The organism is Bacillus sp. FSL K6-1003 (assembly GCF_037964945.1).
GTDB classification, from domain to species: Bacteria; Bacillota; Bacilli; order Bacillales; family Bacillaceae; genus Bacillus; species Bacillus mojavensis.
The window spans coordinates 1,595,560-1,616,698 of record NZ_CP150176.1 but is presented as its reverse complement, the minus strand read 5'-3'; the positions used below and the strand labels follow the sequence as shown (position 1 = coordinate 1,616,698).

Below are 21,139 nucleotides of genomic sequence, written 5' to 3'. Positions count from 1 at the left end.
ATTTATTTTTTAATTTTTAAACCAATCTTTTGACTCGGGATTCATTTTCCATGTTTGCAGCTTCTTCAGGTCGTCTGTATGAATATTTCCATTTTCAAGTGCAACCTCTGTCAGTGTGTCATAATCAGTTAACGAGTAGTATGGAAGATCAGCCTCAGCAAACGCTTCCTGCGCTTTAGGAAGTCCGTACGTAAAGATTGATACTACACCAAGCACTTCACAGCCAGCGGCTTTTAGAGCTGCTGCAGCTTCGAGTACGCTGCCCCCTGTGGAAATTAAATCTTCAATGACAACTGTTTTTTGGCCTTTTTGAAAAGCACCCTCAATTTGATTGCCTTTTCCGTGTGCTTTTGGTTTGCTTCTCACATAACACATCGGCAGGTTCAAACGGTCAGCCGCCAATGCCGCATGAGGGATACCTGCTGTCGCTGTTCCTGCGATCATCTCAGCTTCCGGGAAATGCTCCTGGATAAGCTTGCTGATGCCTGCAGCAACATCATTTCTTACCTCTGGGAAAGAAAGGGTAAGGCGATTGTCACAGTAAATTGGTGATAAAATGCCGCTCGCATATGTAAACGGATCATTTGGGCGTAAAAATACAGCTTGAATGTCTAATAGATGTTTTGCGATGATTTGTTTCATTGTTTGACTCCCTCCCATTCGAGTTTGACAGCTTCATAGGCTTTCAGCGGATTTGCAGCTTTTGTAATAGAGCGTCCTACAACAATGGCTGATGACCCTTTTTCTCTTGCTATAGAAGGTGTTGCAACACGCACTTGATCATTCGCAGTGTCTGCTGACATACGGATACCCGGGGTCACCGTCAGAAACGACGGCGACACTGCTTCGTAAATGGCTTTTGCTTCATGGACGGAGCACACCACTCCATCAAGTCCGCTATTCTCCGCCAGTTTGCTGTAGTGCACTACCGTGTCAATGAGAGGCTTTCTGATGAGCAGCTCCTCCTTCACCATTTGTTCAGAAGTGCTTGTCAGCTGGGTTACTGCAATAAGTGACGGACGTTTTTTTCCTGCCGGCGTGCCTTCCTCTAAGCCTTCCAGGGCTGCTTCCATCATTTTTTTGCCTCCGGCTGCGTGAACATTGACAAGATCGACTCCGAGGCAGGCAAGACGCTTCATTGCTTTATTTACTGTGGTCGGGATGTCATGGAGCTTCAAATCTAAAAAGATCTCACAGTTTCTTTCTTTTAATTGTGCAATGATGGCCGGGCCTTCTTGATAAAAAAGCTCCATCCCGACCTTCACAAATAATGGTTCTTTGTGAAAAGGCGCTAAAAACGACAATGTTTCTTCAGCTGATGCAAAATCAAGCGCGATGATGGGCAGGTTGTTTTTCATGATTCCAGCTCCTTCCGATGCATTCTTCAACAGATTCATAGCCGTATTGGCGTAAAACAGCAGGGAGCTGTTCAATGATGTCAGGGCATGCGAAAGGATTCACGAAATTTGCTGTTCCGACAGCGACCGCACTTGCTCCAGCCAGAAGAAATTCCAGTGCGTCTTCGGCTGTCTGAACGCCTCCCATCCCAATAATCGGAATGCTGACAGCCTGGCTGACCTCATACACCATGCGGATGGCAACAGGCTTTACAGCAGGACCCGACAGCCCTCCTGTTTTATTGGCTAATATCGGCTTACCTGATTTTAAATCGAGCCTCATGCCGATTAATGTGTTGATCATCGTTAGACCATCCGCACCAGCCTCTTCGATCGCTACTGCAATTTCTGTGATGTTTGCCACATTCGGAGATAGCTTTACATATACAGGCACATCTGACACTTCTTTAACCGCTTTCGTTAAATCAGCAGCCATGGCAGGATTTGTGCCAAAAGCAATTCCGCCTGTTTTGACGTTCGGACAGGAAATATTCAGTTCAAGTGCGTGTACATTAGGCGCTTTACTGATATGCTCTGCCACTTCAACATAATCCTCGACCTGCGAGCCGGCGACGTTGGCAATAATAGGCGTATCAAATTGTTCAAGCCATGGCAGCTCATTTTCTAAGACGCTTTCCAGCCCTGGATTTTGCAAACCGATCGCATTGAGCATTCCAGCGCCAGTCTCAGCTACCCTAGGCGTCGGATTCCCGAAGCGGGGCTCCTTTGTCGTAGCTTTGATCATGATTGCTCCGAGACAAGACAAATCATAAAAACGCGCAAACTCTTTTCCAAAACCGAAGCAGCCTGATGCGGGAATGATCGGATTTTTTAAATTCAGCCCCGGCAATTTCACCTCTAACATTACAGCGCCACCTCCTGAACTTTAAATACAGGCCCGTCAAGACATACCTTTACGTAAGCTGTCTCACTTTCGTTTGTATGGCACACGCAAGCGAAGCATGCACCGATACCGCAGCCCATTCGTTCTTCCATGGAAATGTAAACCTCTTTGTGGGGGTATTCTTGTTTGAGCGCCTTTAGCATCGGTGTCGGCCCGCAGCTGAGGAGAATGTCAAATTCAAGACTTTTTTGTTTGATGACATCTGTGACAAACCCGGTTTCCCCGTAGCTTCCGTCAGCTGTTGCCACATACGTATCGCCATACTGTCGGCATTTTTTTTCGTAAAAAACATCCTTTGCCGATTGGAATCCTAAAACGTGTATGACCTTTACGCCTTTTTCCTTTAAACGTTTCGACAGTTCTTGGAGAGGCGGCACTCCTACACCGCCCCCTACCAGCAAAGCCGTCTTTCCGGGTTGGACTTCATCTACTGGAAAGCCATTGCCCAAAGGCCCGAGGACATCCACCAGATCTCCTTTTTGCTTCAGCGACAAGAGTCTTGTTCCTTCCCCATCTACTCGATAAATAATGGTGACTTCATTTTTTTCAAGGTTAACATCAGCAATGCTGATTGGTCTTCGCAAAAGAGGCGTAACCGCTTCGCTCACTTTCAGGTGAAGGAACTGTCCTGGGACAGTAAACCCTTGGACAAGCTCCCCTTTTAGGACCATTTGATACACCCGGTCTGCAATTTGCTGGTTAGCACACACCGTCAAATACGCTTTTTTCATATAGTGATTGCCGCCTCCTGATTTGAGTTGACTGCCGGCATTTGATCGGCACGGAACGTCATGCTTTCCAGCACCCGCAAAATCGCTTCTGCCGTATCTAAAGATGTTAAGCAGGCAACACCGTTTTCTACTGATTCACGTCTGATTCTAAATCCGTCTCTTGCCGGCTGCTTTCCTTTTGTCAGCGTATTGATGACAAACTGGGCTTCTCCGTTTCTGATCACATCAAGCAAGTTCGGGCCGTCCTGGCCGATTTTTCCGACGACCTTCGCTGGAATTGATGCTTCCTTGAGATACCCCGCCGTTCCTTCGGTCGCTAAAATGTTATACCCGATCGCATGGAATCGTTTAGCGATGGCAAGCCCTTCTTCTTTGTCCTTATCCGCCACTGTTAAAAGCACGGAACCGTAGTTAGGGATTTGAATGCCTGAAGCTATCAGGGCTTTATAGAGCGCCTTTTCAAGGGTGGAATCTTTGCCCATGACCTCACCTGTTGATTTCATTTCAGGCCCTAACGTAATGTCCACTCTTCTCAGCTTCGCGAAGGAGAAGACCGGTGCTTTTACAAATACACCCTGCTGTTCAGGCTGCAGGCCTTCATTGTAGCCAAACTCAGCCAGCTTTTGCCCGAGAATGACTTTTGTCGCGAGGTTCGCCATCGGTATACCCGTGATCTTGCTTAAGAACGGCACCGTTCTGCTTGATCTCGGATTGACTTCAAGCACGTATACTTCACCTTGTGACAGGACGAATTGGATGTTGAGCAAGCCGACAATATTCAGCCCTTTCGCAAGTGCGATCGTATATTGTTCAATTTTTTCTTTAATGTCCTCCGTCAGGGACTGCGGCGGATAGACCGCGATAGAGTCTCCAGAGTGCACGCCCGCACGCTCAATGTGCTCCATGATTCCCGGAATGACAACGGTTTGGCCGTCAGACACCGCATCCACTTCGATTTCTTTTCCAGTCAGATATCTGTCAATTAATACTGGATGCTGCGGATTGATTTTGACTGCGTTTTTCATGTAATGAAGCAGTTCTTCTTCATGATACACAATCTCCATCGCCCGGCCGCCAAGCACATATGAAGGGCGCACCAGTACCGGATAGCCGATGTTGCTCGCGATGTTTACAGCCTGATCAACTGATGTCGCAGTTTTGCCAAGCGGCTGCGGCACTTGAAGTTCTACCAGCGCCTGTTCAAACTTATCCCGGTCTTCCGCACGGTCTAAATCTTCTAATGACGTTCCAAGGATTTTGACTCCGCGTGCAGAAAGTTCGTCAGCAAGGTTGATTGCAGTTTGTCCGCCAAATTGCACGACAACGCCCATCGGCTGTTCGAGATCAATGATATGCATGACATCTTCGATCGTAAGCGGTTCAAAGTACAGCTTGTCTGAGATACTAAAATCAGTTGACACGGTTTCAGGGTTATTATTGACGATAATTGCCTCATAGCCTGCTTGTTTAATTGCCCACACGGAGTGAACTGTGGCGTAGTCAAATTCAACCCCCTGTCCGATTCGAATCGGGCCGGAGCCAAGTACGATCACGCTTTTCTTATCTGTAACAACAGATTCGTTTTCTTCTTCATATGTGCTGTAGAAGTATGGTGTTTCTGATTCGAATTCCGCCGCGCACGTATCTACCATTTTAAATACCGGTGCAATTCCCGCTTGTTTTCTCAAGCTGTAAAGCTCAGATTCTTTCATTTTCCACTCGCGGCTGATGTACTTATCAGAAAATCCGAGTTCTTTTGCCTGTCTCAGCACATCCGTATCGCCCGCATTTGCTTTCAGCTCTTTTTCAAACTGAACGATTCCGAACAGCTTATGCAGGAAAAAGAGGTCGATGGCAGAGAATTCATGAAGCTGCTCAACTGTGTAGCCCCTTCTGTACGCTTCAGCCAGGTAGAATAAACGCTCGTCTCCGGCTTTTTTAATCCGCTTCTCGAGAAGCTCATCGGGTATATCGGCGGCATCTTTTAATTCAAGATGATACACATCAGCTTCCAGTGAACGCACAGCTTTCAGCAGCGATTCTTCAAGCGTGCGGCCAATCGCCATCACCTCTCCCGTCGCTTTCATCTGGGTGCCGAGCCTTCTGTTTGCTGATTCAAACTTATCAAACGGCCAGCGAGGTATTTTAGATACAACATAGTCCAGCGCTGGTTCAAATGCAGCGTATGTCTTCCCTGTGACCGGATTCATCATTTCGTCTAGTGAAAGGCCGACGGCGATTTTAGCTGCGAGCTTTGCAATCGGATAGCCTGTCGCTTTTGATGCAAGGGCAGATGAACGGCTGACACGCGGGTTCACTTCAATGATGTAGTATTGGAAGCTGTCTGGATCTAAAGCGAGCTGTACGTTACATCCCCCTTCAATTCCAAGCGCACGGATCAGTTTTAAAGATACATTCCGGAGGAGCTGATATTCACGGTCGCTGAGCGTTTGGCTCGGTGCGACGACAATACTGTCTCCTGTATGGATTCCTACCGGATCAATGTTCTCCATGTTACAAACGACAATCGCATGATCTCGGCTGTCCCTCATAACTTCGTATTCGATTTCTTTATAGCCGGCAATGCTTTTTTCAAGCAAACATTGGTGCACCGGGCTTAATTTTAATCCGTTCTCAACAATTTCTTTCAGTTCGGTTTCATTCGAGCAGATGCCGCCGCCTGTTCCGCCTAATGTATATGCCGGGCGGACAATGACAGGGAATCCAATTTGGCTGACGAAGTTTTCTGCTTCTTCCAGGGAGTGGATGATCTCACTTTCAGGCACCGGTTCATTTAGTTCATTCATTAATGTTCTGAACAAGTCGCGGTCTTCAGCCTGCTGGATTGCAGACAGCTTTGTGCCGAGCACCTCAACGCCGCACTCCTCCAGCACACCTCGCTCAGAAAGCTCAACCGCAAGATTCAAGCCGGTTTGACCGCCGAGTGTAGGAAGAATGGCGTCAGGACGCTCTTTTCTGATAATCCGCGTCAGAAATTCAGGTGTCAGCGGTTCAATGTAAACCCGGTCAGCCATTTCTGTATCAGTCATGATCGTTGCAGGGTTTGAGTTGACAAGAATGACCTCATAGCCTTCTTCTTTTAATGCAAGGCAGGCTTGCGTTCCAGCATAATCAAATTCAGCTGCTTGGCCGATGATGATTGGTCCTGACCCGATTACTAAAATTTTGTTAATGTCTACGCGTTTTGGCATACCGCTTCCCCTTCTTTCTCCGTTGTTTCAATCATTTCGATAAATCTGTCAAACAGATGATTAGCGTCCTCAGGACCAGGTGATGCTTCTGGATGATATTGAACCGTAAATGCCGGCAGTGTTTTGTGTTGCAGCCCTTCAATCGTATCGTCGTTTATCGCGATGTGTGTGACTTCAAGCTCTGTTTCATTGATAGATGAAACTGTATAGCCATGGTTTTGTGATGTTAAGGCAACTTTTCCGGTTGCAAGCTCTTTTACCGGATGGTTGGAGCCCCTGTGACCGAATTTCATTTTCTCAGTATTGGCTCCGCACGCTAGCGCAAATAACTGGTGGCCGAGACAAATTCCGAATAATGGCACTTTTCCAAGAACACCTTTTATCATTTCAATTGCTTCAGGCACATCTTTCGGGTCTCCAGGTCCGTTAGAAAGCATGATGCCGTCTGGCTTCAGCTGAAGGACTTCTTCTGCTGTTACGTTGTAAGGCACAACGATGACATCGCATTTCCGTTTGTTCAGCTCTCTTAAAATGCCGTGCTTCATGCCAAAGTCCACCAGGACAATGCGTTTACCTCTTCCCGGACTAGGGTATGCTGTTTTAGCTGACACTTGGGATACTTGATTTCTCGGCAGTTCAGTTTCGTTCAGTCTTTTCAGTACCCATTTGATATCTTCATCAGGTGAGGCAAACGTTCCTTTTAGCGCGCCGGCCGTACGGATCATTCTCGTCAGCTTTCTTGTATCAATTCCTTGCAGTCCCGGAATGTTTTTCATTTTTAAATACTCATCCAATGTGTACGCTGAACGCCAGTTGGAAGGCAGTTCACATAATTCTTTTACAATCAATCCTTTAACAAAAGGCGTAATGGATTCAAAGTCATCACGGTTAATGCCGTAATTTCCGATAAGCGGATATGTTAACGTAACAATCTGCCCGCAATAAGAAGGGTCTGACAAAATTTCCTGATAACCAGTCATACCGGTATTGAAAACGACTTCCCCCATGCTGTGCTCCAAGCTCCCGAAGGCTTTGCCCTCAAATACCGCTCCGTTTTCCAGTACTAATCGTCTTTTCATTTCACAAGTCTCCCTTCTTCATAAGCAAGCGTTCCTGCTGCAATTGTAGCGACTGGCCAGCCGCTGCAGCTGAGGCCGTTAAATGGTGTGTTTTTACCTTTAGATAAGAATGTTTCTTTGTCTATCACTGCTTCTCTTTCCAAATCGATTAATGTGATGTCAGCTGCTTGTCCCGGTTTCAGTGTTCCATATGGGAGACCAAACGCTTGGCACGGCTTGATTGTCATATAATCAATCAGCTGTTTCAGCGTCCAGCTGCCGTTTTTGACAAAATGTGTGTAAAGAAGCGGGAACGCTGTTTCCAAACCGACAATACCGAACGGCGCCAGCTTCATTTCTGTGTTTTTCTCTTCTTCTGTATGCGGCGCATGGTCGGTTGCTATAAAATCGATCGTTCCGTCCAAAAGCCCTTCAATCAGTGCTTCTCTATCTTCCGCACCGCGCAGCGGCGGGTTCATTTTATAGTTTGTGTCCAGCCCCGGAATGTCCTCATCACAAAGCAGCAAATGATGCGGTGATACTTCTGCTGTCACTCTGATTCCCGCTTTTTTCGCATCGCGTACGACCCTGACAGACTCTTTCGTGCTGATATGGCATACATGATAATGGCAGTTTGCCGCCTCAGCCAGCAGCACGTCGCGTGCAATATGAACCGATTCACACACAGAAGGAATGCCGTTGAGCCCGTTTGCTTTGGAGAATGTCCCCTCATGTACGCTTCCTCCATAAATTAAGGAGTTGTCCTCGCAATGTGCAACAATCGCTTTGTCTATCGCGGCTGCGCGTTTCATTGCTTCATACATCATTCCTGCTGTCTGTATACCGACGCCGTCATCTGTAAATGCAAATGCCCCAGCTTCCTTTAATGCTTCAAAGTTTGTCATCTCATCACCAATTTGTCTGATCGTAATAGATGCATAAGGAAGGACTCTGACACATGATGTGTCTTTAATGCGCTTTTGCACCCATTCCATCTGCTCCTTCGTATCAGGAACCGGCCGTGTATTCGGCATGGCCGCTACGGTTGTATAACCGCCGCGCGCCGCTGCTTTTGCACCAGTTTCAATGGTTTCTTTCTTCTCTCCGCCAGGCTCTCTAAAGTGTACATGGAGGTCAACAAACCCCGGTGAAACGAGCAATCCTTTCGCGTCAATAACCGTTTCTCCATCTGCTGCATCAAGCTTGCCGATTTCGGAGATGACCTCTCCTGTCACTCGAATATCCTGTTCTGTTTTTTCACCATTTTCGTTAAGTATCCAGCCGTTTTTAATGAGATATGACATACGCTGCTTCTCCTCTTTTCGCATTGGTTTGTAAGGCTCGCTGTAACACTGCCATTCTGATAAATACGCCATTTTGCATTTGTTTGAAGATTCTTGATTTTTCACTTTCTACTAAGCTGTGATCAATCTCCACTCCTCTATTCACAGGCGCGGGGTGCATAATAATCGCATCCTGCTTCATACGTTCAGCCCGTTCTACAGTCAAGCCGAATTCGTTTAAATAGCCTTCCTGGCTGACAGCTGACTGATGTCTTTCATTTTGAATACGGAGCAGCATGACAACATCCGAAGTCTCTACTGCTTCTTCCATTGAGACATACGCGCCAAACGTATTTTCTTCATCCTGCCATTCCGGCGGACCGGAAAACAGAACGCGGGCACCGAGTCTTGTCAACACTTCAGCATTAGATCTTGCGACCCTGCTGTGCTTAATGTCGCCGTGAATGGAGACGGTAAGGCCTTTGAACGTGTTGAATTCTTCATTGATTGTCATTAAATCAAGCAATGATTGTGTCGGATGCTGGCCGCACCCGTCTCCTGCATTCAGAATCGGGATATTTACATGTCCGACAAGTTCTTTGTAGTACTCATCCTCACTGTGCCTGATAACACACGCGTCAACACCGATTGATTCGAGCGTTCGGATTGTGTCATATAAGGTCTCACCTTTTTGTACACTTGTGCTTGTTCCGTCGAGATTCAGGACATTCATGCCCAGTTTCTTTTCAGCTACCTCAAAGCTGAATCGTGTTCTGGTGCTTGGTTCAAAAAACAGATTCGCTGCAAATTTCCCTGTCAGCTGATGGTCTGTTTTTCCGTTTTTGAGGTCTTGCGCAGTTTGAAGCAAATCTTTGATTTCCCCAGTGCTGAGTTCACTCATCGTCGTTAAATGCTTCATTTTCTTTCCCCTCTCATTTCAACTTTTTAAGGCTGAAAAAAACCCCGGTCTTGGATAGACTCGGGGTACGGTTAAATAGAGGAGCAGCGTGAAGCTTTCTTCTCTTTATAACCCTTCCAAGCCTCTCTGGACTTTCATTAAAAGGTTTAGATATGATGTTGTTCGGATGTATCTGCCTGCTCTTCCTTCGCTTGCGGAAGAATCAGGTTTAAGATGACACCTACAATTGCCGCAAGCGCCATGCCAGACACTTGGAATCCTCCTTCAGACACCTGGATAAATGCGCCGCCTACGCCGATCACAAGGATGACTGATGTGATGATGAGGTTTCTGTTATTTTCATAATCAATTTTGTTGTCAATCAGCATTCTCAAACCGCTGGAAGCGATGATGCCGAACAGCAGGAAGGAAACGCCTCCCATAACCGCTGACGGGACTGAACTGATAAGCGCAGATATTTTGCCGATGAAGCCGAAACAAAGGGCAATCACTGCCGCGCCTCCGATAACAAAGACGCTGAACACTCTCGTAATGGCCAGTACGCCAATGTTTTCTCCATAAGTGGTTGTAGGCGGGCCGCCAATCAAGGAAGCAAGGATTGTGGCCGCGCTGTCGCCCATTATTGAGCGATGGAGACCCGGTTTTTTAATGAAGTCTTGTCCCACAACTTTGCTCAGCACCATCTGGTGGCCAATATGCTCTGACATGGTAACAAATGCGACAGGGACCATTGCTGCGGCAATGCCAAGTGTCACTGACGGCGTATAATCTTTGAACGGGATGATGAATTCAGGGATTGCAAACCATTTCGCGTCAAGCACCGGCTGGAAGTTGACAATTCCTTGAATCAGGGCAAACAAGTATCCGCCGATAATCCCGATCAAGACCGGGATTAAGCTTAAGAATCCTCGCAAGAAAATCGCGCAAATGATCGTGATCGCTAAAGTGACACCTGCAACACTGAAATGTTTTAAGCTGTAAACCAGCTCACTTGCATTCGGATCAGCATACATGGCCATATTTACCGCTGTACCGGCCAGACCCAGTCCAATGACGATAATAACCGGACCTACGACGACAGGCGGGAGAAGCTTCATCAGCCAGCCTGTTCCGAGCTGTCTGATCAGCAAGGCAATTAGCCCGTACACAAGCCCTGCCAGAAACGCACCAACCATTGCTGCTCCCGGTCCGCCGGTCGCTTTTACCAAGATGATCGGAGAAATAAAGGCAAAGGATGAACCGAGGTACGCTGGTATTTGTCCTTTCGTGATCAGAAGGTAAGCAAGTGTTCCGATACCGCTCGTCACCAATGCAACAGCAGGACTCATTCCGACCAGCTTCGGAACCAAAATCGTTGAGCCAAACATCGCGAATAAATGCTGCAGGCTGAACGAAACCCAAGAGAAAGGTTTCGGGATTTCCCTGACTCCTAAATTAACTTTTTTCTTACTCATGATGATTTTCCCCCTGATTGATGACTTTTCATATTAGGATGACTTCATAACTGTATAAAAAAACCTCTTTGCTATTTTTACGCAAAGAGGCATACAAAGACCGGCCGCATACTTTCGGGGCTTCGCTGTGCACCTCTTTGCAACCTCTCTGGATTGCGTTTAAAAAGGTGATACATTATTCATTTTCATAAATGGCGACGAGATCGTTTTTGTCAACCTCATCAAGCTGCACCATAACCTTTTCAGCTTTTGAAGTCGGAATGTTTTTCCCGATGTAATCTGCTCGGATCGGCAGTTCTCTGTGTCCTCTGTCAACAAGCACAGCCAGTTGAATTGAGGAAGGCCTGCCTACATCGACAAGGGCGTCCATAGCGGCTCTGACCGTTCTCCCTGTGTAAAGAACATCATCTACGACAATTACTTTTTGATCTGTGATGTCTACCGGTATATCTGCACCTTTCACAAGCGGTTCTTCATTGCTCGTTTTTTTGGATAGATCATCTCTGTAAAGGGTAATATCAATTTCTCCAACCGTTACAGGATTTCCTTCAATCTGTTCTATCCGTTCGGCGAGGCGTTTTGCTAAATAAATGCCTCTTGTCTTGATGCCGACAAGGATGCAGTTGTTCATCCCTTTATTGCGTTCTATCATTTCGTGAGCAATTCTGGTCAGCGCACGTCTGATTGCCTGTTCGTCGAGAATGACAGCTTTTTGATTCATTATGTGACACCTCACAGTTCATTTAGAAGAAAAAACCCCTCTTGCCATTGGCAGAGAGGGGTTTAGGACAAGGTGCGTGCATATACACGTATCCCGTCAATCCGTTATCCTTCTCAGCCTCTCTGGACTGTTTTAAAGAATCTATTCAGCTTCGTTTATTATTTCAGAAAAGAGACGTCCTGTCAACGGGTTTTTCTCAGATTTTCGATTAAAGCAGACATATCCTCAGGAAGCGGTGCCTCAAATTCGATATATTCGTCAGTGCGAGGATGCTGAAAACCTAAAATTCCGGCATGAAGCGCCTGTCCGTTAAAATCGATCGTTTTTCTCGGCCCGTATTTCGGATCTCCCGCTAACGGGAAGCCGATATACTTCATATGAACACGGATTTGATGCGTTCTTCCTGTTTCAAGCTGGCATTCTACAAGCGTAAACTCCTGGAAGCGGTCAAGAACATGAAAATGAGTGACGGCGTTTTTGCCATCACGTGTTACGGTCATGCTTTGCCGGTCTTTCTTATCCCGCCCGATCGGCGCATCAATTGTACCGTCATCATGAGAAATAATTCCGTGGACAACCGCCGTATATTTCCGCGTGACCGTTTTGTTGACCAATTGGTTCACGAGAGACTCATGTGCCATATCATTTTTCGCCACCATTAATAATCCGGACGTATCCTTATCGATCCTGTGAACGATCCCCGGACGCATCACGCCATTTATTCCGGAAAGATCCGTGCAATGAGCCATAAGGCCGTTTACAAGTGTGCCCGTAAGATGCCCGGGTGCTGGGTGCACAACCATTCCGCGAGGTTTATTGACAACCAGCACATCTTGATCTTCATAGTATATATCCAGATCCATCGGTTCTGCCAGCACGTCGAGTGCTTCCGGCTCAGGTACAGTGACGGTCACCTGATCACCCGGCTGAATTTTATAATTCGCTTTCACCGGGCTTCCGTTTACGACAACTTGTCCGTCCTTCACCCATTGCTGAACCTGGGTTCTCGACCAACCATTTTCAGTCGATGCCAGAAATTTATCAATCCGCTCACTTTTTTGTTCTTCTGAAGCGGTTATGTCAAATTGATTCATTCTATTGCTCCTTCTTCTTTTTCCCGCTGTCCAACAGCATTTGTATAAATAAAAGCATTACGCCGACACATAATGAAGAGTCCGCGATATTAAAGATCGGGTAATTGTAATTGACGATAATGACATGGATAAAATCCACCACTTCCTGTCTGACAGCCCGGTCGATAAAATTGCCGATGGCGCCGCCAAGCATGAGTCCAAGGGAAACACCAAGAAGCTTTTGCCCTTTCGTATATCGCTGTATGTAATAAACAATACCAATAATGACTGCAGTTGTGATGAGGTAAAAAAACCACATCTGACCGGCTAATATCCCCCACGCCGCACCCGTATTGCGATGGGAGGTGATATAGAATACCTGATCAATGATCGGTATGCTTTGTCCAAGTTCCATGTTCTTGACGACAAGCCATTTTGTCAGTTGATCAGCTGCGATAATAAGTAGTGCGATAACGTAATACAGCACAAACGTTCCTCCATTGTACGGTTACTTTAATCCATTATGCATTTTATCAATAAAAAGCACAGGAGTAAAGAAATATCAGCCTCTGTACAGACTTAATTGGGAAGGCGCTGTTATTCATACAGCGCCTGATCATACTCAATATCAGTTGATTTCCACAGAGGAAGCGTTTTTTTTTCAAATTGGACTGAATACAGAAAATCGTTTGCTGTTCGCGCTGTCGGCAGCACCGCCAGCTTTGAAAGAGGAATGGGAGACCCAGTTTCTTCACAGTATCCGAATGTGCCGTCCTCAATTTTTGACAATGCGAGAAGAACGTCCTGAAGCTCTTCTTTAATATGATAGATCAGAGTTGCTTTTTGTTTATGATTGATTGCTGCCTGCGGGCTTGTTGAAACCTGAAAGCAAGAATACTCAAATAATCTCGACTGTAATTCTTCTTTCATCAGAAGAAGTTCCGTATAAATTGCGGTCAGTTGATCATTCATTCATCACAACTCCTGCTCTTAACGTAATACCTATATTGTTACCTGTGAATGATGATCTAAAGCCCATAAGATTTTTCCTGCCATTCTAAACGATGTCACTCTTGGCACAAAAAAGCCCGGCTTGTGCGCCGGGCTCTTTCATTAATTCTGATAATACTTTTCAACAATTTCAGCGTTGCGCAGTGACAGTGTAGGATATTTCGGGTTTGCACCTACATCTTTAGAAATCACACGGGATCTCTCACACATTTCGCCTTCAGCTTTCTCGACAGTGATTTTCCCTGTCTCAAAGCTTTGCGCATCGTTTGGCGCTTCATTTTCTTCACTGATGGTTAATTCAGAAACAATAAACAGCTGAGAAAGATTTTCTTTAATAGAAGCTAATAGCTCTTTGTTCTCTTTATTCGGATACAACTTCAGGCTTGCTTCCAATGATTTACCGATGATTTTTTCATTTCGCGCTGTTTCTAACGCTTTTAGCACATCATCACGAAGAGACATAAAACGGTCAAACTTATCTTCTGTGGCTTCGCTGTTTGGAACCGCAATCGTTTCCGGCATATCTGTCAGCTGAACGCTTTGCTCGTCAACAAATGTTAAGTGAGACCACAATTCGTCAGCAGTATGAGGCAGAATCGGCGCTGTAAGCTTCACTAACGCAAGCAGCGTTTCATAGAATACAGTCTGCATGCTGCGTCTATCCGGATGATCCGCATGCTCAATGTATACAATATCCTTAGCGAAATCCAGATAGAATGAGCTTAATTCAATTGTACAGAAATTGTGGATGCTGTGATACACAACCGCAAATTCGTACTCGTCATACGCTTTTTTCACTTTATCAATCAGTTTGTTTAGCTTAATCAGCATGTACTGATCGACTTCACGAAGATCTTCCACAGCCACCGCATTTGTTTTTGGATCAAAATCGAATAGGTTGCCGTGAAGGAAACGGAACGTGTTGCGGATTTTACGGTATACTTCAGCAACCTGCTTCAGAATCGCATCAGACACGCGAACATCCGCCTGGTAGTCAACAGAAGACACCCATAATCTTAAAATGTCGGCGCCAAGCTGTTTCATAACTTTTGCTGGAACCACAACGTTACCGATGGATTTACTCATTTTGCGTCCTTCTCCATCCAGTGCAAATCCATGGCTGAGCACACCTTTATATGGCGCTTTTCCTGTTACGGCTACTGCTGTTGATAGAGATGAGTTAAACCAGCCCCGGTATTGGTCAGAGCCTTCAAGGTATAAATCAGCCGGCCGAACGAGATCCTCGCGCTCTTCAAGCACCGCTTGGTGGGAAGAACCAGAATCAAACCAAACATCCATGATGTCCTGTTCTTTTGTAAATGTGCCGTTCGGGCTACCAGGATGCGTAAAGCCTTCCGGAAGAAGATCCTTCGCTTCTTTTTCAAACCAAATGTTAGAGCCATGTTTTCTAAACAATTCTGAAACGTGCTCAATCGTTTCATCTGTGATGATTGGCTCACCGTTTTCAGCATAAAATACCGGAATCGGCACACCCCATGCACGCTGTCTGGAAATACACCAGTCGCCGCGGTCGCGCACCATATTGTGCAAGCGCTGCTCGCCCCATTCAGGAACCCATTTAGTTTCTTTAATGGCATCCAGCAGGTCTGATCTGAAATCTTTAATAGACGCAAACCATTGCGCAGTTGCTCTGAAAATGGTTGGTTTCTTTGTTCTCCAGTCGTGCGGATAGGAGTGTGTAATGAATTCAAGCTTTACGAGCGCGCCCTTTTCTTCGAGCTGCTGAGTGATCGCTTTGTTTGCATCATCATAGAACATACCTTCAAAGCCAGGAGCTTCGCTTGTCATCACACCTTTTTCATCAACCGGACAAAGTACGTCTAAGCCGTATTTTTGGCCGATGATAAAGTCATCTTCCCCATGTCCCGGTGCTGTATGAACACAGCCTGTTCCGGCGTCAGTTGTCACGTGATCGCCAAGCATAACGAGTGAATCTCTGCCGTATAGCGGATGTTCAGCGATAATATTTTCGAGATCTTTCCCTTTGATCGTTCTTGTCACTTCATACTGCTCAAAGCCGCATGCAGAAGCTACAGCTTCAACCAGTGCACTTGCTACAACAAAGCGATCATCACCGACTGCAATCACGCTGTACTCTAGATCAGGATGCACCGAAATGCCGAGGTTTGCAGGGATCGTCCAAGGCGTTGTTGTCCAAATGATGATGCGCTCACCGTTTTCAAGCACTCCTTTTCCGTCTTTCACGCCAAAAGCGACGTAAATAGATGCTGAGCGTTTGTCTTGATATTCGATTTCCGCTTCAGCTAAAGCAGACTCACTTGAAGGTGACCAGTTAACCGGTTTAAGGCCTTTATAAATGTAGCCTCGTTTTGCCATCTCACCGAAAACGCGGATTTGCTGTGCTTCATATTCCGGTTTCAGTGTCACATATGGATTTTCCCAGTCACCGCGGACTCCGAGACGCTTAAACTGCTCACGCTGACCCTCTATTTGCTTCCATGCATATTCTTCGCATAGCTTGCGGAATTCAGCTACTGACATTTCTTTGCGGTTCACTTTTTTGTTTTTTGTAAGAGCTGTTTCAATCGGCAATCCATGTGTATCCCAGCCCGGTACATATGGTGCGTTGTAACCGCTCATTGATTTGTAGCGGACGATGAAGTCCTTTAAAATTTTGTTAAGCGCGTGGCCCATGTGGATATCGCCGTTTGCGTACGGAGGTCCGTCATGTAAAACAAATTTCGGGCGGTCCTTCGTCCGTTCCTGTACTAGACTGTAGATATCCTGCTCCTCCCATTTCTTTTGCATGTCAGGCTCACGGTTTGGCAAATTGCCTCGCATCGGAAAATCTGTTTTCGGCATTAAGAGCGTGTCTTTGTAATCCATTTTCATTCCTCCACCAATTTTTTCAGAAAATAAAAAAAGCCCTCTCATCCCATAAGGGACGAGAAAGCTTATCTCGCGGTACCACCCTTTTAGAAAAAGCCAGGCTTACGCTTTTTCCTCTCGAGCATCGTAACGTGATGAACGTCCTAACCTACTGTGAGTTCAGAAAGGAAACTTAAGGGCTGATCTACATGATTCCGGCCATCCCGGACTTTCACCATCTCCGGGTCGCTATAAAGGCATGATGGAAACATGACTGTCCCTTTCAACCGTCTTTTCATCTGAATTTATGAACGTATTATATTCGACAAGCTAAGAAAATGTCAAGGTAATCAGAGAATTTATTCCTTTTCCTCAAACACAGCGTCGACTTCATATTCGAGCAGATGATCCCAATCATCATTTTTCAGAAGATCAAGCTGCGCTTCGATTAGCATTTGGAAACGTGTTCTGAACACTTTAGACTGTTTTTTCAGTTCTTCGATTTCCATTGCGATTTTTCTTGATTTCGATAAAGACTCATTGATGATGCGGTCAGCGTTTTTCTCCGCTTCCCGAACAATCAGCTTTGCTTCCTTTTGAGAATTGCGCTTTACGTCCTCAGCTGCTTCTTGGGCAACCAGAATCGATTTATTCAGCGTTTCTTCAATGTTGGCAAAGTGCCCGATTCTTTCATCTAGCTCATTCACTTTCGCTTCAAGCTCTGTTTTTTTACGGAGAACAATTTCGTAATCTTTTCTGACTTGGCTCAGAAATTCATTTACCTCGTCTTCATCATATCCGCGAAAACTTTTTGTAAACGTCTTATTGTGAATATCATTCGGCGTTAATGGCATGATGCCACCTCCATTTTTTACATTTCAGTACGGTTATCTAGTTCACATTATAAAGCAAATTCCACACAGATGGAGAAAAAAACTGAAAAACCGACTATTTTTGTCGTTCAAACGTGACTCTCCACTTGTCTTTTTTGGTTTTCCCTTCGATTTTTGTCAGACTGCAGCGGCCAAAGCCCCTGATAGAGAGCATGTCCCCTTCAGCAACCTGGTAAGAAGGATCTTCAACAACCTTCCAGTTCACTTTTACAAGACCGTTTTTCACGAGCGTTTGTGATTTCTGGCGTGATTGCCTGCTCATAGAGGCGCAGACTGCGTCAAGCCTTAAAGAAGAAACGGTATCATCTCTTATTTCGACATCTAATGCGGGAATTTTAAGGTCTGACAAGTCAATTTTCTCAAGCTTGACCGCGGCTTTTCCGGCTTGGGTAAGCTGAGCTGCAACAAAATCGGCTGTTTCAGCTGAGACAATGATTTGCACTGCCGTCTCTGAAAACACTAAATCTCCAAACTTTTGCCGCTTCAGGCCGATTCCCATTAATGAACCAAGAAGAGACCGGTGATCGACCGTCACAAATTTTTCAGCATAGCGGACGTCAAACGCCTGAAGCTCAAAATCCGATTCTTCCGGCGTGATATACTCAGGATATAAAATTGCCCGTTTTCGCTCCGCTCTGCCATAGCCGCCGCAAAAAGCCAGTCCTACATCTGCCTGTCCCGTGACAGCAGCGAGAATGACCTGTTCCCGGGGATCTAAAAAGTCGGTCAGCTTCATCCGGTACTGCTCCTGGACAATTCTTTTCCATTCGAGCGCCTGATCGATAAAGGCACGCTCGTCTTTTCTGAAGTGCTGATAAATATCGCTCATCGTCTTTCCCTTCTATGTAAAGAGGCTTGGCAGCAGCCAAGCCCCTATCAAACTGTCACCTTAAAAGGCAATCATGCGATAAAGCCCCCACAAGCCGGTTGTCGCAAACCGCAGCACGAGAATGGCTACGATTGGTGAAATATCCAGCATTGCAATTGGGGGGATAATTTTTCTGAATGGCTCGAGATATGGTTCACAGATCGAAGCTAAAAAACGTCCGACTCCTGTTTCCCTCGTACTCGGCACCCATGACATAAAAATATATATGATCAGGGCAAATGAGTATATTGTAATTAATAAGCTTAAAACCGAAAAAACTTGATAAAGGATCATCTCGCTTTACCACCTCTGATCGTCTTCAGATATGAGCTCAGAAATTGTGCCTGATACATCTACGTTATCAGGCGTGCATAGGAAAATATCTGAACCGATTCTTTGGATATCGCCGCCAATGGCGTAAACGGTTCCGCTTAAGAAGTCAACAATCCGTTTCGCCTGGTCATGCTGTATCCGCTGAAGATTGACGACAACTGCCCGCCTGTTCTTCAGATGATCGGCTATTTCCTGCGCCTCCGCATAAACGCGCGGCTCACTCAACACCACTTTAGAGGATTTCTGAACACTTTGCAAGCTTACCACGTTCTGTTTGGCTGCTGGTTTACCGGCATTATAAGCAGGTTTATCTTTTTGTTCCTGTTCCTCATGAGAATCCCGCTCAGTTTCAATATATTCGTATTCGTATTCTTCTTCATCCATCGAGAAAAAGTTTTTCAGTTTATTTTTCATACTCATTGCTGTACACCCCCTGTTTCATTTCCGACTAACGATGAGCCGATTCTAATATAAGTAGCCCCTTCTTCAATCGCGATTTCAAAATCATTTGACATGCCCATCGACAGTTCTGTACATGGAGCGTTCGGCTGTTTCAGCTCTTGAACCTGATCACGAAGTTCTCTCAGCGCTCGGAAACAGCTTCTGATCTGATCTTGGTCATCAGTCAGAGGAGCCATAGTCATCAGTCCGGCCACAACGATGTGTTCAAAGCCGGAAAGCTCCTGTATGAAGGGTATCACTTCTTCTTTTTTCATGCCGTGTTTAGAGGGCTCAAGCGAGGTATTGACCTGCACAAAGCATTGTACAGCACCTTCAGCCCGTTTTTCAATTTCTTTCGCTAATGAAAGCCGGTCCAGAGAGTGAATATAGGAAACAGAATTGACGACAGCTTTTACTTTTCTTGATTGAAGGCTGCCGATAAAATGCCATTCCACATTTCCTTTTATGATTTCCTGTTTGCGAAGCAGCTCGGCGTCCCGGTTCTCTCCGAGGCACGTGATGCCCGCATCGACCGCCTCCTGTGCTCTTTCTGGCGAGACATATTTTGTGACTGCAATAACCGTAACTTCATCGGAGCTGCGGCCCGATCTGTTACATGCTTCGTTTATTCGTTCGTTTATATGTCGTAAATGATCAACAACACGCAAGATCTTTTATGCCTCCTTCATTCCGATAAAGGACATCATCCGTCCTGTATTCCCCTGATCGCGCCGGTGGGAAAAGAAAAGTGACGGCTCACTTTCCGTACATAAACCGCTGACAGAAATCTGCTCATTTGCCAAACCGCTGTCGATCAGTATGAGTCGATTCAGCTCTTTCAGATCAAGCTGATACTGCCCCTGCCCCGTCTGATTTACGGCACGCTCTGCTGAAAACGGCAATGCGCGGACAGCATTCATCACACGATCATCCACGGTATAGCACGCACCGCAGATAGACGGTCCGACAACAGCGTATATATCAGAAAGCTTCGAGCCCTCCTGTTCGGTCCATTGTTTCACCATTTCTCTGCCAATCTGTTTGACCGTGCCTTTCCATCCGGCATGAGCGACCCCGACAAGCGATCTCACCGGATCGAAAAAGAAAAGAGGCACACAATCAGCAAAGCATAATGCCAGGAATACATTTTTATCATTTGTATAGAGCCCGTCTGTTGCTTTAAAAGCTGATTGATACTCACGGGCGCCTTTGCCCCTGTCCCTCTGCGTCACTTTTTGAACGCGATTGTCGTGTGTCTGGTCAGCAAATACCCAAGACTGCAAATCAATATTAAACATATCGGCTATATATTCACGATTTTTAACCACATCTGCATCTTTGTCATGAACGTGCAATCCTGTATTTAACGACTCAAAAGGTTTTTGACTGACACCGCCGTTTTTCGTAGTAAATCCGGCAATGATTTCTGCATGATTTTGATTCGTTTGTTTCCAGTCTTGTATCATGAGTGTCGAGGGGGTGGTGAGACTGAATGGGTGATATGTATTCATGATGATCCAACCTTTCGACAAACATTTATAAGGCGTAATTTCCCACTTATTTTACCACATCTTTCTGCATTCGTTTAGCGCCGATTTGCATATTTCATAAATGAAATGTGCCGGAAGAGTTCAGACTTCCGGCATTTGACAATCAGCGGCAAAAAAGCTAAGCATGGGATTCACTTAATCGGACTAAAATGACATCTTCACCGATTTTAACTATATTTCGCCAAGGAATGACCATTTCCTCTTCCTTTCCAAAAAAACCGAGAACTTTTCCATTTCCCCCTAGTATAATCGCCTGAATTTTTCCTGTAGTGACATTGATATCAATATCGCCGATGCTCCCCAATTTTTTTCCGTTAGAGACATTGACGACATCTTTCACCTGAAATTCTGAAATGCTGATCATTCCCATCACGTCCTTTTTCGGTCCTTTTTTCTAGTATATGAACGGGCGGGCTGAACCTTGTCAGCAAGGAGAAATTT

21 protein-coding genes and 1 other annotated feature are annotated in these 21,139 nt (G+C 45.8%); all 21 genes read right to left on the bottom strand.

The features are described 5' to 3' along the window. Nucleotides 1-9 precede the first annotated feature (9 nt). On the bottom strand, nt 10-642 hold the full coding sequence (gene pyrE, locus NSU16_RS08380; RefSeq protein WP_339192504.1) for an orotate phosphoribosyltransferase: 633 nt from the start codon (nt 640-642) through the stop codon (nt 10-12). Then, on the bottom strand, nt 639-1,358 hold the full coding sequence (gene pyrF / locus NSU16_RS08375; protein ID WP_268471205.1) for an orotidine-5'-phosphate decarboxylase: 720 nt from the start codon (nt 1,356-1,358) through the stop codon (nt 639-641). Before pyrF ends, pyrE begins: the two co-directional genes overlap by 4 nt. Then, the gene (locus NSU16_RS08370) at nt 1,327-2,262 is read right to left on the bottom strand and encodes a dihydroorotate dehydrogenase (protein ID WP_229150087.1); all 936 of its coding nucleotides are present in this window, start codon (nt 2,260-2,262) and stop codon (nt 1,327-1,329) included. Before NSU16_RS08370 ends, pyrF begins: the two co-directional genes overlap by 32 nt. Beyond that, nucleotides 2,262-3,032: a dihydroorotate dehydrogenase electron transfer subunit gene (locus NSU16_RS08365; RefSeq protein ID WP_339192503.1), complete on the bottom strand. Its 771-nt coding sequence runs from the start codon at nt 3,030-3,032 to the stop codon at nt 2,262-2,264. Before NSU16_RS08365 ends, NSU16_RS08370 begins: the two co-directional genes overlap by 1 nt. After that, complete coding sequence (carB, locus tag NSU16_RS08360) at nt 3,029-6,244, bottom strand: carbamoyl-phosphate synthase (glutamine-hydrolyzing) large subunit (RefSeq protein ID WP_268505647.1); 3,216 nt, start codon at nt 6,242-6,244, stop codon at nt 3,029-3,031. Before carB ends, NSU16_RS08365 begins: the two co-directional genes overlap by 4 nt. Continuing rightward, nucleotides 6,229-7,323, bottom strand: coding sequence for a carbamoyl phosphate synthase small subunit (locus NSU16_RS08355; protein WP_339192502.1), 1,095 nt, complete (start codon nt 7,321-7,323; stop codon nt 6,229-6,231). The genes carB and NSU16_RS08355 overlap by 16 nt, the downstream gene beginning before the upstream one ends. Further along, nucleotides 7,320-8,606, bottom strand: a complete 1,287-nt coding sequence (locus NSU16_RS08350; protein ID WP_339192501.1) for a dihydroorotase — start codon at nt 8,604-8,606, stop codon at nt 7,320-7,322. Before NSU16_RS08350 ends, NSU16_RS08355 begins: the two co-directional genes overlap by 4 nt. Continuing rightward, complete coding sequence (locus NSU16_RS08345) at nt 8,590-9,504, bottom strand: aspartate carbamoyltransferase catalytic subunit (protein WP_010334184.1); 915 nt, start codon at nt 9,502-9,504, stop codon at nt 8,590-8,592. Before NSU16_RS08345 ends, NSU16_RS08350 begins: the two co-directional genes overlap by 17 nt. A 146-nt stretch (nt 9,505-9,650) precedes the next feature. Beyond that, a complete protein-coding gene (pyrP, locus tag NSU16_RS08340; protein ID WP_268471198.1) occupies nt 9,651-10,958 on the bottom strand; it encodes a uracil permease PyrP in 1,308 nt (435 codons plus the stop codon). 175 nt (nt 10,959-11,133) lie between these two features. Then, complete coding sequence (pyrR, locus tag NSU16_RS08335) at nt 11,134-11,679, bottom strand: bifunctional pyrimidine operon transcriptional regulator/uracil phosphoribosyltransferase (RefSeq protein WP_024121338.1); 546 nt, start codon at nt 11,677-11,679, stop codon at nt 11,134-11,136. 182 nt (nt 11,680-11,861) lie between these two features. After that, complete coding sequence (locus NSU16_RS08330) at nt 11,862-12,773, bottom strand: RluA family pseudouridine synthase (protein ID WP_168747755.1); 912 nt, start codon at nt 12,771-12,773, stop codon at nt 11,862-11,864. Between the two features lies 1 nt (nt 12,774). Further along, nucleotides 12,775-13,239: a signal peptidase II gene (gene lspA / locus NSU16_RS08325; protein ID WP_010334181.1), complete on the bottom strand. Its 465-nt coding sequence runs from the start codon at nt 13,237-13,239 to the stop codon at nt 12,775-12,777. 110 nt (nt 13,240-13,349) lie between these two features. Next, nucleotides 13,350-13,724 (bottom strand): sporulation-related RNA polymerase-binding protein YlyA, encoded by a 375-nt coding sequence (ylyA, locus tag NSU16_RS08320; protein ID WP_010334180.1) that lies wholly within the window; start codon nt 13,722-13,724, stop codon nt 13,350-13,352. A gap of 141 nt (nt 13,725-13,865) precedes the next feature. Next, nucleotides 13,866-16,631: an isoleucine--tRNA ligase gene (ileS, locus tag NSU16_RS08315; protein WP_029441246.1), complete on the bottom strand. Its 2,766-nt coding sequence runs from the start codon at nt 16,629-16,631 to the stop codon at nt 13,866-13,868. A 51-nt stretch (nt 16,632-16,682) separates the two neighbouring features. Next, nucleotides 16,683-16,910 (bottom strand) — a binding site (T-box leader). A 62-nt stretch (nt 16,911-16,972) separates the two neighbouring features. Next, nucleotides 16,973-17,467 carry a septum site-determining protein DivIVA gene (gene divIVA / locus NSU16_RS08310; protein WP_010334179.1) on the bottom strand — a complete coding sequence of 165 codons (495 nt, stop codon included), beginning with the start codon at nt 17,465-17,467 and terminating at the stop codon, nt 16,973-16,975. Between the two features lie 94 nt (nt 17,468-17,561). Then, nucleotides 17,562-18,335 (bottom strand): RNA-binding protein, encoded by a 774-nt coding sequence (locus tag NSU16_RS08305; protein ID WP_010334178.1) that lies wholly within the window; start codon nt 18,333-18,335, stop codon nt 17,562-17,564. Between the two features lie 60 nt (nt 18,336-18,395). After that, nucleotides 18,396-18,668: a YggT family protein gene (locus NSU16_RS08300; RefSeq protein WP_010334177.1), complete on the bottom strand. Its 273-nt coding sequence runs from the start codon at nt 18,666-18,668 to the stop codon at nt 18,396-18,398. A gap of 6 nt (nt 18,669-18,674) precedes the next feature. Beyond that, nucleotides 18,675-19,127 carry a cell division protein SepF gene (sepF, locus tag NSU16_RS08295; RefSeq protein WP_010334176.1) on the bottom strand — a complete coding sequence of 151 codons (453 nt, stop codon included), beginning with the start codon at nt 19,125-19,127 and terminating at the stop codon, nt 18,675-18,677. Beyond that, nucleotides 19,124-19,816, bottom strand: coding sequence for a YggS family pyridoxal phosphate-dependent enzyme (locus NSU16_RS08290; protein ID WP_229148158.1), 693 nt, complete (start codon nt 19,814-19,816; stop codon nt 19,124-19,126). The genes sepF and NSU16_RS08290 overlap by 4 nt, the downstream gene beginning before the upstream one ends. A gap of 6 nt (nt 19,817-19,822) precedes the next feature. Further along, entirely contained in the window at nt 19,823-20,659 is an 837-nt protein-coding gene (pgeF, locus tag NSU16_RS08285) for a peptidoglycan editing factor PgeF (protein ID WP_268446244.1), read from the bottom strand. 157 nt (nt 20,660-20,816) lie between these two features. After that, nucleotides 20,817-21,062 (bottom strand): YlmC/YmxH family sporulation protein, encoded by a 246-nt coding sequence (locus NSU16_RS08280; RefSeq protein ID WP_010334173.1) that lies wholly within the window; start codon nt 21,060-21,062, stop codon nt 20,817-20,819. Nucleotides 21,063-21,139 lie beyond the last annotated feature (77 nt).